Origin of the sequence: Paraburkholderia sp. SECH2 (assembly GCF_030464795.1) — a bacterium.
Lineage (GTDB): Bacteria > Pseudomonadota > Gammaproteobacteria > Burkholderiales > Burkholderiaceae > Paraburkholderia > Paraburkholderia aspalathi.
Genome location: NZ_JALPRH010000001.1, coordinates 183,994 through 201,121 on the forward strand (window position 1 = coordinate 183,994; position 17,128 = coordinate 201,121).

Sequence of the window (17,128 nt, forward strand, 5' to 3'; positions counted from 1 at the left end):
GGACCTCGGTTCGGCTAGCGTGCTTCGATCACATGTTCCTGCGAGCGGGCAATCAGCCAGCTCTCGCGCAGCAGACGTCTCACTTCAGAGGCGACATCCGCATCGAGCACCGCCGGATATTTCGCGGTCACGGCGAAAATCTCGAAGCACGAACGGTCCGCCGACGGAAACGGTCCAAGCAGATCACCCACCGCCGCGTTGAAAATCTTCGCCTCGATGTCCGGCTTCAACGATCCACGCAACACTTTGCCGATCACGCCGCCGGCTTCGCGCGTATCCGCAATCGAATGCTCGCGCGCCATGTCGGCGAAACTGTCGGGATCGTCGTGCAGGTACGAGATCATTTCCTTCGCCTTGCCTTCGCTGTCGAGCACGATATGGCTCACCTCGATCGCGTCGAACTTCGGCGAATTCAGTGCGAAGTAGTCCTTGATCGCCGCCTCGTTGCCGACCACCTCAAGCATCTTCTCCTGATACAGACCGTCGGTAATGAAGGCCTCGAACTCGTCGAGGCTCACGCCGAGCGCATCGAGGTACTGATTCATATCCGTCGCGCGATGCAAGCCGCGCACGCGGCGGAACTGATCGGCGCGCTGCTGGATGTCGTCGGCGCTAACGGTGATGCCCTGCTTCCTGGCCGCATGCACCGTGAGCTTGTCGCGCACAATCTGCTCGATCAGGCTATCAAACTGGCCGGTCAGTTTCAGAAGACGAATGAACTCGGAAACGTCCACGACTTCGTCATCGATTCGCACTATCGCGGTCATGTCATCCGCTCCTTTAATTGACGTGTGTTCGGCGCGCTCATCCCGCCACCTGTCTGAATGGATCGAGCCCCAGATCGATCAGGCGCCGTTCGCGCACCACGATCTCCGCGCTCGCCGTCATGCCGTAGCGCAGCGGATAGCGGGTGTCCGCGATCTGGTAGTAGTTCTTGTCTAGCGTGACGCGGCCTTCGTACACCGGCTGCTTGTCCTGCAAGGACGGCTTGGTGGCCGGCGAAATATAGGCGAGCGTGCCGTTGATCAGCCCGTAGCGCTGATACGGGAACGCGTTGAATTTCAGCTTCACCGGCTGGCCCTCGTGCAGAAAAGCACGATCGTGTTCGGCGATTTCGATCTTCAGCACGGGCTTCGCATCTTTGGGCGCGATGCCGCCGAGCGGCGCGTTCGCCTGGATCTTGTCGCCGCGCTGTGTGGAGGTCACGTCGGTGATGACGCCGGAGACCGGCGCGAGGATCAGCAGGAAGTTGTCTTTGTCGATGTTCTCAAAACGGATCCGCGCGGCGGCTTCGGATACGAGGCGCGCGGTCTGAAGTTGCAGACGCAGTTTGTCTTCGGCGTCGGTGATGTCGCGGACCGCCGAGTCGTACTGGAGTTGCAGGTCGGTGGTCTGCTGCCCGCTGGTTTCGAGTTGCGCATTGGCCTGCGCGTATTCATGGCTCAGGCGGAAATCCAGTTCCGCGAGTTTCGATTGTGCGACGCGGTAGGCGTTATCCGCTTCCATCGCGGCGGTTCGCTTCTGCTCAACCTGCAACTCGGCGATGCCGCCGCCACCCGGCTGCGCGAACAGCCGCGAGTAACGATCCAGCTCCTGACGCGCCGCCTCACGCGTGCGGCGCGCATTGTCGAGCACGCTGCGAGCTTCGTCGAGTTCGGCCTTCTGACCTTCGGCGAGCTTGGTTGTGCCCTCGGAGACGCGATTTTCGTGCAGGCGCGCTTCCACTTCCATCTGCGCCTTCAGCGCAGCCGCCTTGCGCTCCATGAGCGCCTTCTTCTCGGGGAACTGCTTCCAGTCGCGCTCGGCGTCTTCGAGTTTGAGCTGCGCCTGCAGCGCGTTACTCGCCGCCTCGATCGCGCCGCGGGCATTCAGCCGCGCCAGCACGTCGCCCTTCGATACCGGCTGCCCCTCGGCGATGTACAGATCGGCGAGCTCACCGTCGATCGGCGCATAGATGCGGCGCACCTCGGATTCCGGCGAGAGCGTGCCTTGCGCGCTGACGATTACATCCGCGCGCCCCACGAACGACCACAGCAAGCCGGCCAGCACCAGCGCGACCATCGCCCAGATCAGCGCGCGCGCAAGCCGCACCGGCTCGGCGGTCAGAATCGCGATGCCTTCGACGCTGTGATCCTCCAGCGCCTCCGACAACGGCCTAGGGTGATTGTCGCGCTTCACTCTGCTCGCCTCCGATCAACGCCAGCTTCGCCTTCAGGAGCCCGGGGTCCAGCACCATGCGCAACTCGGTCAGCGAGCGGCGCTGCAAATCCGCTTCGGCCTGGATATCCGTGAGCAGGCGGTCGAAGTCGGCGGGATGATCCGCCTTCAGTTGCGTATAGATGCGCATGCCTTGTTGCGCGGAGGACTGTGCATCGGAAAGCAAACGCGCCTCGCTGCGAAAGCCGGGCGAAATTCCCGCTTCCAGCCGCTGCGTGCCGCCGATGGGGCCGCTCGCCCGATATTGTTTCCACAGGCTCTGCGCACGCAGCATCAAATCCTGGGCGCGCGCCAACGCTTTATCGTGCAACGCGGCGACGTCTTTCTGGATCGATTGCACGAACCACACGTCCGCCACCGGATCGAGACTGGCGTAGAACGACAGCAGGCGCTCGTCATAATCCTTGCCGCCGCGCGTCTTCTGCAAGTCGGCGAACTGGTCAAGCTGCGCTTTCTTGTGCGCCAGTTCTGTGGCGATCACGTCGGACCACGGCCCGGCAGGCATGGCCTGTAAATCCGCCAGCGCCTGCTGGGTGTCGCCGCGCTGCCAGGCAGCACTCGCATCGTTATGACGCTGGATAACGTCCGTGGACGGCAAACGGCTTGCCGACAACTGCTGAAACTGCGCCTGAAACGGCGGCGTGTTGAAACGCACCGTCTTCAGCAAGGCAAGCAATGGCGTCAATTGACGGCTGAGCGCCGCGTTCAGCACATCGGTGTAGTGGCGCAAATCTTCCCGCACACGATCGAGGCCGGCGAGGCGCGGATAGCGCTGCGCGTAATCGTCGAGCACGGCAGGCAGCGCGTCCGGTTTGTCGCGCGCCAGTTCGGTACGAATGGTGCCGTTCAGGCGATCGATGGCGGCGAGATAGACCGAGTCGTCGCTTTCCAGTTTGCGCAGATGGCTCAGCGCCCTCGCGTACGGTTCCGCAAAAACGGGCACATACGAGGCGATGCGGTCGAGTGCCCGCTGATGGCTCCTGGCGTCGTCGTCCCAGCGTTGCAGCAGACCGCTGATGGTCGCCTCGTCCGCGTACATGCGGATGGGTGCGTCCACTCCGCCACGTCCCGCCACGAAGCGCTCCAGATCGCCCACCCACTGCAATTCGCCGACCAGAGAAGTGGCGTCAGAATTGTTCGCACTCAACGCTCTCATCTCCTTGAGCAGCGTATCGGCCTGGTCGAACTGCGCTTTTTGCAGCGTATTCAGCCAGTCGGGGAGTTTCGCCTTCAGTAGTGCCTCGCTCGCCAGCGCGCTCACTTTCGCGTCGGCGGGGTGCTTCTCCAGATAGCCGTTTGCCGCCGTCACCGCGCTGGTGTAGTCGCCGCTCGCCAGCAGGTTTCGCAATTCGCGCTCCGACGAGCCGCGCAAGTAGAGCGTCAGCGCAATGGCCACCAGAATGACGCAGGCCGCGCCACTCCACCACACCGCGCGACGCGACATGGTGTGATCGCCGCCCGCAAAGGCCTTGCTGAGTTCTCCCGCGAGCAGACGCCAACGCTGCGGCCGGCTCTTTGCTGCGTTCGTGCCATGAGCGCCGTTTGCGCTTTGCTTGTCATGCGTGCCGTTCGCTCTGTTTGTGCCGTTCGTGCCACTCGTACCGTTCGGACCGCCTGTCAGCGTGTCGCGCTTCGCGTGCGCAGATGCGGCCTGCGCCGCTTCGTTGACTTCGTCTTCTCGTTGTAGCCCCGGGTCCACGCAAAAGATATCGAGGAACGAATGTGCGGCGCCGACGAACGTGGTCTTGTCGGCATCGACAGCCTCGTCGGCAGCGGGATTGAGGAATAGCTGGGTCACGGTCGGCTCAACTTCAGGGGGTTTCTGCAGCGTCACCCTGTAGACGAAGTGGTCGCCGCCAAATGCAAGGAGGTCCCCCTCCACAAGCGGCACCGCGGTTTCGTCGAGCCGTTTTCCGCCGACGAATGTGCCGTTGGTGCTGCCTAGATCTTCGAGGTAGAGCTCACCGCCCTTCAGAAAGATGTGGGCATGACGCCGTGAGATGTAGTTGACCTGATGCGGATAGCGATCCTTGTAGCGCGAGAAAACCTCGTCCGCCTTGCTGATGAGAAAGGGGAACGCCTGCACGTCGATCGGCTGAAGCTCGAGGTCGTCGCGCTGCGGCACCAGCAGCAGGCCGGGTGCGGGCGCCGTACGCGCAACGACGATCCGCGCGCGCGGTTCGATACTCACGCGATAGCAAAGCTCGCCGCCGAAGCACAATTCGTCGCCGGCACGCAGCCGCGCGGGGGCTTGCCGCACCGCATTACCGTTGAGCGTCGTGCCGTTCTTGCTGCCGAGATCGGCGACATAAACGGCGCCGTGCTCCGTGAAAACCCGCGCATGGCGGCGCGACAGGCGGGTAATGCGTTCGGCGGGATACTCGGAGAATGGTGCTTCGCTGCGGCCGATCGCGAACAGGTTGTCGACGATCCGGATCGCGTCGAGTGCGGGACGCTGCGCGGACGCAACCGGCGACAGCACCACGTCGAACGCGGTGTCCTGTGTCGCGCGCATCTCAGCAATCGGGGCTTCGCCGGCGGTCATTTTATCTGGATCACTAATCGTTTACCCGCTGCGGCGAGAGCGCAACGGGAACGGACAGAAGAACTACGGCGAATTTCGAATGTTTTTAGTGAGCCGGGCAAAACCGGTCTCCTTACAAATTTTAAGTCACGCATGGCAAGTGTCAATTTTCTGATCGTCGGTTGAAAAGGCCATTCATGCGTCATATGCAGCCGAATTGCGCCACGCCACGCGTCATGCCTCGGATTAGCTCAGTGTTCCTTTACTTCCGCTTGCACATCCACGCTCGGCCAACCGCCGCCCAGCGCCTTATAAAGCAACACCGTGTCGGACAGAATCAGCTGGTGGTTAGCGAGCAGGTCCTGCTGCGCTTCCAGCAAGGTCCGTTCAGTTTCGAAGACTTCCAGCTGCGACACCACACCGAGGCGCAATTGCGACTGAATCTGATCGGCGACGATCTGTAAGCGCGATACCTGCTGCTGCAATTCCACTCGCTGTTCCTTGTGCGAATTCAGATTGACCAGCGCGTTCTCCACTTCCTCGAACGCGCCCATGACGGCCACGCGGTACTGTTGTTCGGCAACCGTCGATTGCGCTTTCGTGACCTTCACGTGAGCCCGCACGCCGGGATCGAGCAGCGGAATGTTGATGCTGGGCATGAATCCGTAGGTGAACGACTTCAGCAAATCGGTCAGCGCGAAACTCGCCGTGCCGCCGTGGCCAGTGAGACTGATGGTGGGCAATTGCGCGAGCTTGGCCTGGCCGACCAGATCGTAGGCTTCCAGCACTCTGAACTCGGCCGCCACCACGTCAGGCCGGCGCGCAAGGAGTTGCGCAGGCAAGCCGTCCGGCACCGCGGGCAGTTGTACGCGTTGCTGCAAATGTCCTTTAGGCAACTGGAACTCGCCCGCCGGCACGCCAAGCAGCGTGCACAACGCGTTGTTCGCGACAGCGCGCGAGCGGCGCAGTTCGAGTAACTGATTGGTTAGACGGTTGATCTCGGCCTGTTGGCGCAATACCTGAGTCTGCGGCACGAGACCGTTGCGGCGTTGGCCGTCGTAGATCGTGAGAATCTGCCGGTTAGTGACCAGCGTTTGTTGCTGCTGGTCGATCTGGTCGTCGAATTGCAGGATCTGAAAGTAGGTACTCGAGACGTTCGCCACCAGTTCCAGATAACCGGCGCGCCAATCCGCCTCGCTTGCGTGGAACTCGGCCTTTTGCGCCTGCACGCCCTTCTCTACTTTGCCCCAGATATCGATGTCCCAGTTCACCTGCGTCGCGACGTTGTACTGCTTGGCAAACGTCTGACCGGTACTCTTTTCGAAATCGGCGCCGGCGCCGAGATCCATGGTCGGCAATGCGCCGGCTTTGGCTTCGCCGATTTGCGTGGAGGCCACGTCGATACGTGCGGCCAGCACCTTGATATCGAAGTTGTTCGCGATCGCCTTAGCGATCAGCGTGTCCAGATACGGATCGTGGAAGCCTTTCCACCAGTCCGGCTCGATGGTCGCGGCCGCCGATACCGGCGAGCCTTTCTGATCGGACCACGAGGCCTTGGCGGGCGTATCCGGCCGCTTGTAGTCGGGCATGCTGACATCGACACACGCACTCAGCGACAGTGCGCAGACTGTCGCGGCGCCGAGTCCGCGCAGCGCCGTGGCCATGTGGCTCGCACTCGCCGGCCGGCGGCCGGGACGGCACCGCGCTGTGGCGTTGAAAAAGCGCTGACGAAGCATTGAATCAAGCAACGCTGACACGATTGTCTCCGATGACACCCGCTACGCTGCACGAGAAGAACGCGCTATTTAAGTAAAGCATGTCCTGCCCGGCTTCACCATTGAAGCAGTGCAAGAAGGTCGGCGCGGGGATCGAGCGGTGACGCTGGGGTCGTGTGGAAAGAACGATTGGATGCGAATTCTTTTTGACGCGCTGGGGTTGCCCGAGCTTGCGCGTCCCGCGGAGGCCTGAGAGCCTCCGCGGCGGCCTGCGCCGTTCAATACACGTTGATGTTGTTGCTCGAGGTCACGTGCGGGTCGATCGTGGTGGTGACACCGGCGACGAACGCTGCGTTGTTGCCGTTGGCGTTCTGGATGTTCATTTCGTTGCTGATCAACTGCGTGGCGCTGACGCTCTTGCTGTTGTTCGGTGCATACACCGGCGAGTAGTTGAAGAACGACGACGACGGATAGCCGTAGCCGAAGCCGCCACGCACGGCGCTCATGGCCTTGCTGTCGAGTTGAGCGGTGATGGACAGGTCTTTGATCATCAGCGTGTTCATGGTAAATCTCCTGGAAGGGAAAAAGCACAGTGTTGCGGTTGGGTTCGAGCATCTTGTCTGCTCGAGTGTCACTAATGCATGGGCTGTGCCAGTTTTGCTTTCCGATCCTAATAAATTTTGCGAATGGCCGTAGATAAAGGGTTTCGGGGGTGGGATGCCGCTAGTGGCAGTGCAACGGCGGGGATGCGGCTGGTTGATGCTGGTGGATCACAACCAACAACGCCCGCAACTGTGTTGGCTGTGACGTGACACTGAAGCACCGTGTCAGCGCGCAATCACGGTGATCTTCTTTGAGTACACCGGCGGGTTGTGCGGTATATGCATGTCGTCGCCCATCAGCAGCTGCAACGTATGCTTGCCGGGCGGGAGTTGAATCATCGTTTCTGTTTCGCCCGCGCCGAAATGCAGATGGTTGCGGTCCGATGGAATTTCCTGGTCCATCGGCGGCAGGTCCGTGTCGATCAGCAGATGGTGGTGCCCGGTGTTCGGATACTTGACGCCTTTCGGCGCCACGCCCATATAGCGCAAGCCGAACCACACCCGAAACGGTTTGTTGGCCTGCACCACCTGGCCATCGTTCGGATAGCCGATATAGGCATGCGCGCCGGCCGGCGACGGCGTCGTGCCGGCCGTGGCGAGATTCGGCGAGGCCAGTGACACCAATGTCGCAAGTGCCACGAACGCCGCGAGCGCGATGATCTTGTACATGTTGGTCTCTCCGTCCTGACGGACCCGCTTTGAATGAACGGGACGCGCTAGTCTTTTAGCACGGTGATGGTGATCTTCTTCGAATACACGGGCGGCACATGCGGCACGTGGTTCTGGTCGCCGAGAATGAGCTGCAAGGTGTGCTTGCCCGGCGGCAATTCGATGCGCGCGTCGGTCTCACCTGCGCCGAAATGCAGGTGATTGCGGTCCGATGGAATTTCCTGGTCGAGCGCCGGCAGATCCGTATCGATCAGCAGATGGTGATGCCCGGTGTTCGGAACCGCCACACCCTTCGGGCACACACCCATGTTGCGCAGCCCCATGCGCACCCACAGCTTGCCGCCGTGAATCACGGTGCCGTCCGACGGCCAGATGATGTATTCCTCAGCGCCCGGCGGCGAAGGCGTTTGTTCGGCGCGCGCGGACTCAGACGTGAACGCGATACCAAGCATGAGCGACAAGGCGGCGCACGAAGCCGTGCAGAGCGTTACAAGGCTCGCCTTCGTTCCACGACGTATGTCGAGCACGCCAGGTGTGAGGGTTCTTCGCATTGCGCACTCTCCCGAAGAGAATAGCCGTCTCCGCTCCGGCTGCGCGAAGCGCAGGCCGGAGGCTCCGACTGGATGTCGCGGGCGCTCGCGTAGTTGCACGTGGGTTCACGTGACGGGTCGATGTCGACGTCGATGAGCAGCCGCTCTATTAAAACGGCCGTACAGCGCTACTTTGTGAATTAGCTTAGGACGTAACTTGCCAAAAAGATACGCCATACTCGTTAACCGTATAACGCACTAACGATGCGCGGACCATTGTCACGCGCAAACCGCGTGCTATCGTTGTTCATAGGTTGTCGATGGAGAGTCGATCACGGCATCGATGCTGCGATCGATTCGCGCCAAAGCCTGATGCGGGCGTCGCGGTCATCGGAACTCTATGTTCTGTCCGGAACAAACAGGATACGAATATGTGGCGAACATTCCTGCTGGTGTGCATGGTCGGGGCGACTCAGGCGTACGGGAGCAGTGTTTATGCCGCGGCGCAGCGTGACGGCACAGAGCACGACGCTGCCGCTATGCGTACGGCGACTACATCCAGCGCGCCGCTCACACCGCAACAGAACAATCCGCAAGCGGCACGTATCGCCTTGGTGATCGGCAACGGCGCGTACGGCGATCATGCAGACCCGCTTCGTGGCAATGCGCCGCGCGACGCTGAAGCCATGCGCGACACGCTGCGTGCGCACGGCTTCGACGTCATCATGCGCATCGATGCGACGCCGCAGCAAATGCAGCAAGCCATAGGCGAATTCCGCCAACGTCTACATGATGGCGGAATTGGACTGTTCTATTTCGCGGGCCACGGCATGCAAATCGGACGGCAGACGCTGCTCGTGCCCGCCGGTCTCGACGCGCGCGCGCCGGCACGACTGGTTAGCGAAGGCGTCGATTTGAATACCGTATTGCAGGCTATGCGCGCACCGCGTTCCGACGCGCTCAATTTCGTGATTCTCGATACTTGCCTGAACAACCCGTTCTCCTCCGACGCGTCGGTCGAGACAGCCTCGTTGCCCGTCAATACTCTGGTTGCCTACGCAACAACACCGGGCGGCTTTGCAGCAGACGGCGTGCGGCACGGCGTCTATACGGGCGCATTGCTGCGCGAGTTAAACGAGGCTTCTTCGTCACAAGAACCTGCGGGCTTGTTTCAACGTATCGCGGCGAGAGTCAGCGAGGCTACCAGCGGCGAACAAACACCGTGGATCGCCTCTTCGCTTGCCAACAACGCGAGCGCTGCACTAGCGGCGATATCTCGCGGCACTAGTGCAGCGCCCCTCTCCACTGCCAGCGACGACGCCATTGTCGCGCTGCACAGTAGAGGCATTCTGCCGAAGGACAGCAGCGAGCAGTACGAGATCACCTTCTGGAACTCCATCAAGGACAGTAACTACCCGAGCGATTACGAGGCCTATTTGAAGGCCTATCCGAACGGCCGCTTCGCTGCGCTCGCCCACGCGCGTATCGACCGGCTACGCGCTGCTGGAGCGGCGAGCGCGCCGTCTGCTGCAGCGCCGGCTGCACCATCGCCACAAGCCGCGCGGCCTGCCGCACCGGCCAGCGCCGCGCCGCAAGACCACCCGCACGCCGCCACGCCGACGCCAACTACGCCACCTGCAACGACCTCCCCACCCGCGGCACCTGCCGCGCAAGCAGCGGCACAAAAGCCCGCGACGCATCCGCCAAGCGCCGGCGAAAGCCGTGACTGCGCCACCTGCCCGATCATGATCGCCTTGCCTGCGGGCTCGTTTTCGATGGGCAGCAGCACCGACGACCCCTCCGAAAAACCCGTCCATCACGTGACCATCGGCGCGCCGTTCGCGATCGGCAAATACGAAGTGACCGTCGAGCAATGGAATGCGTGCGTCGCAGCAAACGCCTGTCAGAAGCTGACGCCCGAGAGCAATACAAACAAAGCTGCGCCGGCACGCGATCTCAGTTGGGAGGACGCACAACAGTACGTGAAGTGGTTGAGCAAAACGACCGGCAAATCGTACCGCTTGCCCTCGGAGGCCGAATGGGAATACGCGGACCGCGGCGGCACCACGACGGCGTACTGGTGGGGTGATCAGATGCGCAAGGGCAACGCCAATTGCAAGGACTGCGGCGATCCGTGGCATAAGGAAGGACCCGAAGTCGCTGGTTCGTTCGCGCCGAATCCGGTGGGCCTGTATGACATGAACGGCAGCGTTTGGGAGTGGGTCGCCGATTGCTGGCACAACTCCTACCAGGGTGCGCCCGCCGACGGCCATGCATGGGACAGCCCCACCTGCGACATGCGGGTGATTCGCGGCGGTTCGTGGCGTGAAGGCGGGGGCTATATGCTGAGCGCGACACGATTCAAGTACAGCGCGAGCGTGCGCCAGTCGCAGGATGGTTTCAGGGTAGTGAAGGATCTTAAGTAAAGCTTGTGGGCGATCCTAACGCATTACCTAAGGCGTACGCGGCTTCGTCGTGATCGGCGCGAAGTCCGCGACGATATGATCCTGACCGTACTTGCCGGCGATCTGCCCGAGTCGCGTCTCCAGCGCGCGCAGATAATCCGCACGTGATTCGCTTTCTGGCCGCGGCTTGTCGAATAGCTGCGTCGGCGTAATCAACAGCACCACCATCTCCGATCCAAACGGCTTCGAAATGATCCAGTCACCCGCGCTGCCGATCGTGGCAGCATAGTGCGGGGGCGCCTGATTGTCCTTCGCGCGCGGACTCGGCACCATGTGCACGACGCTACCGTCGAGCTGGTAGTAATCGAGGTTCACGTACGAGTCGTAAGCGGGCGTAGTGACGTCCACCACAAGCGGATCGCCTTCGCTCAACAGGCCACCGGGTGGCCGCACATGCAGCGACGCAACGTGGCCCGCTTGCCAGTTGCGGGTCCAGTAGGATGCGAGCGCTTTGATGGTGTCGCATTTGTCGTCGGCGATTGTCTCGACCTGGAGCGCGAGCGTATCGACGCCCGGCAACGCCGTCAGCGTGTCCTTCAGACGTGCTGCGCCGTAGCGTTGCGAGACGTAGCCGCGCACCGTCAACGAATGGTCTTGTGTCGATGCAGACAGCGCCGAGCACGGCACTTGCGCCAAAACCGGTGTGACGGCCGCTAAGGTCAAAGCGGGTTTGGGCGCGGGCGGCGCAGGAGGCTGCACGGGCGGTGGTGCCGCAGACGCAGCGGGCGTCGGCGCTGTGGTTATCACGGCAGATGAGCCCGCAGATGAGCCCGCGGCCGACTTTGCGGCGCCTCCGGCGACTGGTCCGGCAGTTGCGGATGATTCAGACGCATTCGTCGCCGCCGAAGCCGTTTGATCCGCCGACGCCTCCGAAACCGCCGCAGCCGGCTGCTGGCTATCCTGACGATTCGGAGCCGAACGGAAAGCAAACACACCGACAGCCGCGGCACACACCACCGCAAAACTCGCGAATGCCGCCTTGACCAACGTCCCGGACTTCTCCGCGCGTGCTTCGTTATCGAACTCGGCGATGAAACGCACGACACTCGGCATGCGCGTGTTGCGATCAAACGAAAGCGCGGCCCGCAACGCGCGCCACTGCTTCGCATCGAGATTGGGCGGACGCTGCGGCTTGAAGTCCGAATTGCGAGCTTGTGTCGCCGACAATCGGTCGAACGGATGGTGGCCCGTCAACAGCTCGTAGGTAATGCAACCGAGCGCGTAGATGTCGTCGCGCGGGTCCGGCTCGCGATGCTCGATCATTTCCGGACTCGCATACGCGGGCGTCAACGCACCGAGACTGCCGGGATCGAAGACGGTTGCGTCACTCTCCTCCTCCGGCCGCTGGAACACGCGGGCAATGCCGAAGTCGATGACCTTCACTTCGGCATTCGTCGTGAGAAAAACGTTGGCCGGTTTGAAATCGCAATGCACGAAGCCGTGCTCATGCGCATAGGCGAGCGCATTGCACATGCCGCGCACAATCGGCAGCGCGGCGCGAACCGGCATGCCCTTGTAGCCCGGCGTGCGCAATAGTTGGCTCAGCGGCTTGCCGGTCAGGTACTCCATCGTCAGGTAGACGATCGGTCCGTCCCGGTCGAAGTCGTACACCGTGATGATGTTGCGGTGCGCGAGCACCTGCGCCTTGCGCGCCTCGCGTTGCAGTGCGACGAGCGAATTCGGATTGCCGCGGAACTGAACGTTGAGCACCTTGATCGCGAGATACGGTTTGCGGTCCGACGCCTCGAGCTTGCGCAAATCGAGCGCCTTATACACTGTGCCCATCCCGCCGACGCCCAGACATTCCTCGAGGACGAAGCGGTTATTCAGCGTGTCGCCAGTACCTTTGATCTGATCATGTCCCGGCACACCAGCGGCGCTCGGTGCGCCTGTCGAGCTTGCGGCGTTGGCCGCACTGGCAGAGCGTACTGACGGTATCTCGACGGTGGTCCGCATGCCGGTTTCGTCGCCGCCCGCCGCCACGTTCGAGACGCGCAGCTGTTCGATGCGCCGCCGCACTTCGGCGTAGAGATCCTCGGGGAGAGCGGCTTTGCGATGCGCTGCGCCGAGCATTTCCAGCAGCTGCGTGCGATCGAGTCCATCGGTCGTCAACGTGCTGTCGAGCTGAGCCACGAACTCGTCGCGTGACAGCTCGCCGCTCTGATAGTCGCGAATCACATGCGCAAGGCTAGCCATTTGTGCGAAGCGCCCCCGCTGCCGTTGGGCCGGATCGCATGCGACCGGAGCCTTTCGGGCTGATAGAAAACCTGTCGTAATCAGTTACATGTGCCGCTTCGATACTAGCTCCCGACCCGGTCTTTCGCAAACCAGGATTGCCCCGCTGCGTGCACGGCCGGCGAGTGTCTTGCGACATCCAACAGAATCCGTTGCGTTGTTGGGTACGCGCCATCAGCAGCGAGTCGTCCTCTAGCGAGCTCGTTGCCGCTTCGATGCGGCGACATGACGTGAAAGCCTTGTGCATCAGGCGATCGTCAACTTTCTTAGGATAGGGGAGTAAAACTGGCACAGCCCATGCGTTAGTGACACTCGAGCAGACAAGATGCTCGAACCCAACCGCAACACTGTGATGTTCCCTTCCAGGAGATTTACCATGAACACGCTGATGATCAAAGACCTGTCCATCACCGAACAACTCGACAGCAAGGCCATGCGCGCCGTACGTGGCGGCCTCGGCTTCGGCTTTGGCTACCCCAGCACGTCGTACACCAACATCAGCCCGGTCTTCGCGCCGAACAACAGCAAGCAGGTTAGCGCTACGCAGTTGATCAGCAACGAAATGAACATCCAGAACGCCAACGGCAACAACGTCGCGTTCGCTGCCGGCCTCACTTCGTCGATCAACCCCTGCGTCACGTCGAGCAACAACATCCACGTCTGACGCCTGATTCGGCGAAGCGGAGAGGCCTTCGGCAATTTCCGCTTCGCTCCGATCACGCCCGTCTTCCGCGCACCTTTGGAGAAGCACCATGTCATCCCTCATGATTCGCGATCTATCCCGCACCCGCGAGCTCGACCGCCGGGCAATGTCCGCGGTGGCCGGCGGCACCGGCAGCAGCGTGCCCGGCCTGCCCTCGATTGCCGGCCTTAGCGGCATCGCCAATGTCAACGTCTCGGTGAACCAGAATCTCAGCCAGATTCAAACCGTCAATGTTGCCGCTCTCAACAACATCGGCGTGATCGGCGCCGGTTTCGTGCCGTTGCATCTGAATGTCAGCCCGTCGCTGTGGGCCGCCAATTACGCCAACGTTTAACGGCATGCAGTAGCGAAGGACCGGGGGCTTCCCTACTGCTGCCTGCTCATATCGGGCAGGCGAGCTGCAAGCAGATTTCCTATACTGATAGTGCGACGAGACCTCAGCACACTTAAAGACAGTCCCGAGCGACGGCTGGCCAATCGCACCAGCCGCCAGCTCGATCGCTTCCCTGGAGCCACCATGGCAAAGCTCGCTATCAAAGACCTGACTGACAGCGTCGAACTCGACCGCCAGGCGATGGCCGCCATTGTTGGCGGCGCACGCATTGGTGCACGTGCGAGCATCGCCGTGCAGGTGGTACCTAGATCTACACGCGTCGTCGACTATCCGCCGGGTTTTCCCGCAGCGCACCAGGCCATTGTCGATGTGTCCGCTGGTGCGATACCGCGCAATTTGTCGCGTAGCTAGGCCTCCGATCAGACACTCGCAGCAACGGCACGCGCCTGACGCGCGTGCCGTTTGCGTTTGATGCATCGGCGTTTGTTCGGCGCGCCGCTCGCACGTGTGCCGGTGCTGCCGGCACACTGCATGGTCCGCTTCGAAATAGATCGATACCGACATCTTCGCCAGCCGCATTAAAAGGTCCTTCTTATAGGACGCACGAGAGGTCCGCAATTGGAAACGAGCGCGACCGCCAAGCTATTCCTGCGACGGATGAATTTGTTCGATTAACCTGGTGAATGTCCGCACGCGGCGACGTTAGCGATCGTGCACTCACCTATGATGCTTAGGATGCCACGTGGTTTTATGCCGTTCGCCAATAGCAAGCGCTATCCGGACAGCATCCGGGCTTAGAAGCGTTGGAGGCGCGAGGCATGCGAAAGCGTCGCTCAGCGCGAACGGCGATCACGACCTGCCACGAGCCGGCATCGCCAAACCATATTGGAGACACGCAATGAAATTCATCGTGCAATGGAATGGCCTGCCGACTGCGGAAAACTCCGTCATCGAGCGCTTCATGAAAACCGGCGGCCGGGCGCCTGAAGGTGTCAAATTGCTGGGACGCTGGCATGCGATCGGCGGATTGCATGGCTTTGCAGTCGTCGAGGCGGACGATTCGCGCGGACTGTCGGCGCTGGCGCTCGAATGGGGCGATTTGCTGACCATGAGCATCTTCCCCGCGGCGACGGACGAGGACCTCGGCGCGGCATTGGGTGCGCATCAGGCCACGCGAAAATAAGTGCGCAAGCAAGACCGTCATGACGCCCGACCTCGACACGCCCCTACCCACCGGACAACTGCTGCCGTTTCGCGAGTCGCTGCTGGCGATGCTTGGCGTTGCATTCGTCTCGATGCTGGTGGCGCTCGATCAAACCATTGTCGGCACCGCGCTGCCGCGCATCGTCGCCGATCTGAAGGGCTTCGATCTGTACGCATGGGTCGCGACTGCGTACATGTTGGCTTCAGTGATCACCATTCCGATCTTTGGGCGGCTAGGTGATCTGTTCGGCCGCAAGCCGTTTCTGGTCGCCGCGATTCTGTTGTTTACCGGCGCGTCGATACTGTGCGGATTCGCTACCAGTATGCTGTTGCTGGTGATTTCGCGCGGTTTGCAGGGGATAGGCGGCGGCATTCTGATCGGCACGGTGTTCGCTACCGTCGCCGATCTGTTCCCCAATCCGAAACTACGGCTGCGCTGGCTCGTGTTCGTCACGTCTGCGTTCGGGGTGGCGAATATGGTCGGACCGACGCTTGGAGGCATGCTCACACAATACGGCGGCTGGCGGCTGGTGTTTTTCGTCAACGTGCCGGTCGGTATCGTCTCGCTACTGTTCGTGCTGCGGTTTTTGCCACCCCTACGTCATCTGCGACACAAAGGCCCCGTGCGACTCGACTGGCTCGGCGCGTTCGTGGTCGCAGTCACGTTCGGTTCATTGCAATTGCTGATCGAACTGTTTCCGAGGTACGGCGTCGACACGATAACGATCGTGCTGGCCGTCGTTGCGGTGAGTTTTGCAATGACGCTGTGGCTATGGGAGCGGAGGATGAAGTATCCGATCATTCCGGTGGATATGCTGATGGACCGTAAGCTGTCGGCGCTCTTCGCGATGTCGGTGCTTGGCGGTTTCGCGCTGTTTTCGCTGGTGTTTTATGTGCCGCTGCTGTTTCAGGGCGGCTATGCGATGTCCGCGCACGACTCCGGCATGCTGATCACGCCGCTGCTGCTCGGCACGACGGTCGGCAGCGTGGTGAACAATCGTATCGTCACACGGATCCGTCGTGCGAACGGCATTATGTATGTCGGTTTCGCGCTGTCCGCGTTGGCGTGTCTGGGCGTAATCGTACTCAGAGGTACCGAGCCGCATCTGGTGTGGATGTCGTGCATGGGCATCAGCGGGCTCGGGCTCGGTCTGGTGGCGACCAGTTTGACGGTCTGTTCGCAGCAGATCGTCGCGCGTGACCAACTCGGTGCGGCAACGGCGTTGCTGCAATCGTTGCGTACTTTCGGTGGGATGCTGGGCACAGTGATGACCGGTGCGTTGCTTGGGCATCTCTATACGCAGGGGGTGCATCGCTCGCTTGCTTCGTATCAGGCGACGCAGTGGTTCAAATCGTTTGCGAGTCCCGAACTGCTGGTGGATCGCGCGGAGCAGGCGGCGTTGATCAATCGTCTGGTGAGCGCCGGGCATGCGGGCGATGCGATGATGAATTCTGCGCGGGATGCGCTCGTGCAGTCGATTCATATCGGCATTCTGGTGGCCGGTGCGGCGGCGTTGATTGGGTTGTGTCTTGCGTGGTTTGTGCCGCCGGTGAGGATTAGCTATTCGGAGGCGGAGTTGGTGGTGGGTGGGCCGGCGCAAGCGGATGCGATTCCGCCGCGGGGGAATGCGCTTTAGGTTGTGGTGGAGTTGGGCTCTGTGTCTGATTTCAGCAGCTTGCCTGCTTCTTGAGGTTTGGAGGCACTAACTTTTGCCGTTTGACTGTGTCACGCCGAAGCGAAACCGCGAGTAAAAGCCTCCATATTTGAGGCACGGCATGTACCTCTTGAAATTCATCCGTAATCGAAATAGCCCTCAAATCAAGGGACATTCGACGCATTTCTCGAACGAATGATCGTAGGAAAGCTTGACCGAACGATTGCGATTTCTTAACATGGACGTCGCCGCTTGCACACTTAAGACCAACTCGTT

The 17,128-nt window shown here is 61.3% G+C and carries 14 protein-coding genes; 6 read left to right on the plus strand and 8 right to left on the minus strand.

The features are described 5' to 3' along the window. Positions 1-14 precede the first annotated feature (14 nt). The 7 genes from M0D66_RS00855 to M0D66_RS00885 all read right to left on the minus strand — a co-directional run bounded on the left by M0D66_RS00855 (position 15) and on the right by M0D66_RS00885 (position 8,179). Positions 15-767, minus strand: coding sequence for a peptidylprolyl isomerase (locus M0D66_RS00855; RefSeq protein ID WP_093637686.1), 753 nt, complete (start codon positions 765-767; stop codon positions 15-17). A 37-nt stretch (positions 768-804) separates the two neighbouring features. Beyond that, a complete protein-coding gene (locus M0D66_RS00860; protein ID WP_200621469.1) occupies positions 805-2,178 on the minus strand; it encodes an HlyD family efflux transporter periplasmic adaptor subunit in 1,374 nt (457 codons plus the stop codon). Next, positions 2,156-4,762: an FHA domain-containing protein gene (locus M0D66_RS00865; RefSeq protein WP_211705945.1), complete on the minus strand. Its 2,607-nt coding sequence runs from the start codon at positions 4,760-4,762 to the stop codon at positions 2,156-2,158. The genes M0D66_RS00860 and M0D66_RS00865 overlap by 23 nt, the downstream gene beginning before the upstream one ends. Positions 4,763-4,992: 230 nt before the next feature. Further along, entirely contained in the window at positions 4,993-6,405 is a 1,413-nt protein-coding gene (locus tag M0D66_RS00870; RefSeq protein WP_266209127.1) for an efflux transporter outer membrane subunit, read from the minus strand. Positions 6,406-6,734: 329 nt separating this feature from the next. Continuing rightward, on the minus strand, positions 6,735-7,019 hold the full coding sequence (locus M0D66_RS00875; RefSeq protein ID WP_054035557.1) for a hypothetical protein: 285 nt from the start codon (positions 7,017-7,019) through the stop codon (positions 6,735-6,737). 264 nt (positions 7,020-7,283) lie between these two features. Further along, positions 7,284-7,727 carry a DUF4399 domain-containing protein gene (locus M0D66_RS00880; RefSeq protein ID WP_200621471.1) on the minus strand — a complete coding sequence of 148 codons (444 nt, stop codon included), beginning with the start codon at positions 7,725-7,727 and terminating at the stop codon, positions 7,284-7,286. Between the two features lie 47 nt (positions 7,728-7,774). Next, positions 7,775-8,179 (minus strand): DUF4399 domain-containing protein, encoded by a 405-nt coding sequence (locus tag M0D66_RS00885; protein WP_234487025.1) that lies wholly within the window; start codon positions 8,177-8,179, stop codon positions 7,775-7,777. A 509-nt stretch (positions 8,180-8,688) separates the two neighbouring features. Here M0D66_RS00885 and M0D66_RS00890 point away from each other — a divergent pair. Continuing rightward, positions 8,689-10,683 (plus strand): SUMF1/EgtB/PvdO family nonheme iron enzyme, encoded by a 1,995-nt coding sequence (locus M0D66_RS00890; protein ID WP_211705946.1) that lies wholly within the window; start codon positions 8,689-8,691, stop codon positions 10,681-10,683. Between the two features lie 27 nt (positions 10,684-10,710). On the opposite strand, the gene M0D66_RS00895 is transcribed toward M0D66_RS00890, so the two are convergent. Beyond that, a complete protein-coding gene (locus tag M0D66_RS00895; RefSeq protein ID WP_266208846.1) occupies positions 10,711-12,918 on the minus strand; it encodes a serine/threonine protein kinase in 2,208 nt (735 codons plus the stop codon). Between the two features lie 415 nt (positions 12,919-13,333). Between M0D66_RS00895 and M0D66_RS00900 the strand changes: the two genes are divergently transcribed. The 5 genes from M0D66_RS00900 to M0D66_RS00920 all read left to right on the plus strand — a co-directional run bounded on the left by M0D66_RS00900 (position 13,334) and on the right by M0D66_RS00920 (position 16,834). Further along, complete coding sequence (locus M0D66_RS00900; RefSeq protein WP_093637712.1) at positions 13,334-13,621, plus strand: hypothetical protein; 288 nt, start codon at positions 13,334-13,336, stop codon at positions 13,619-13,621. A gap of 88 nt (positions 13,622-13,709) precedes the next feature. Further along, entirely contained in the window at positions 13,710-13,994 is a 285-nt protein-coding gene (locus tag M0D66_RS00905; protein WP_093637715.1) for a hypothetical protein, read from the plus strand. A 183-nt stretch (positions 13,995-14,177) separates the two neighbouring features. Next, complete coding sequence (locus M0D66_RS00910; RefSeq protein WP_211700277.1) at positions 14,178-14,405, plus strand: hypothetical protein; 228 nt, start codon at positions 14,178-14,180, stop codon at positions 14,403-14,405. A gap of 487 nt (positions 14,406-14,892) precedes the next feature. Then, positions 14,893-15,177 carry a DUF3303 domain-containing protein gene (locus tag M0D66_RS00915; RefSeq protein ID WP_211700276.1) on the plus strand — a complete coding sequence of 95 codons (285 nt, stop codon included), beginning with the start codon at positions 14,893-14,895 and terminating at the stop codon, positions 15,175-15,177. 19 nt (positions 15,178-15,196) lie between these two features. Then, a complete protein-coding gene (locus tag M0D66_RS00920; protein ID WP_211705948.1) occupies positions 15,197-16,834 on the plus strand; it encodes an MFS transporter in 1,638 nt (545 codons plus the stop codon). The last annotated feature ends 294 nt before the right edge of the window (positions 16,835-17,128 follow it).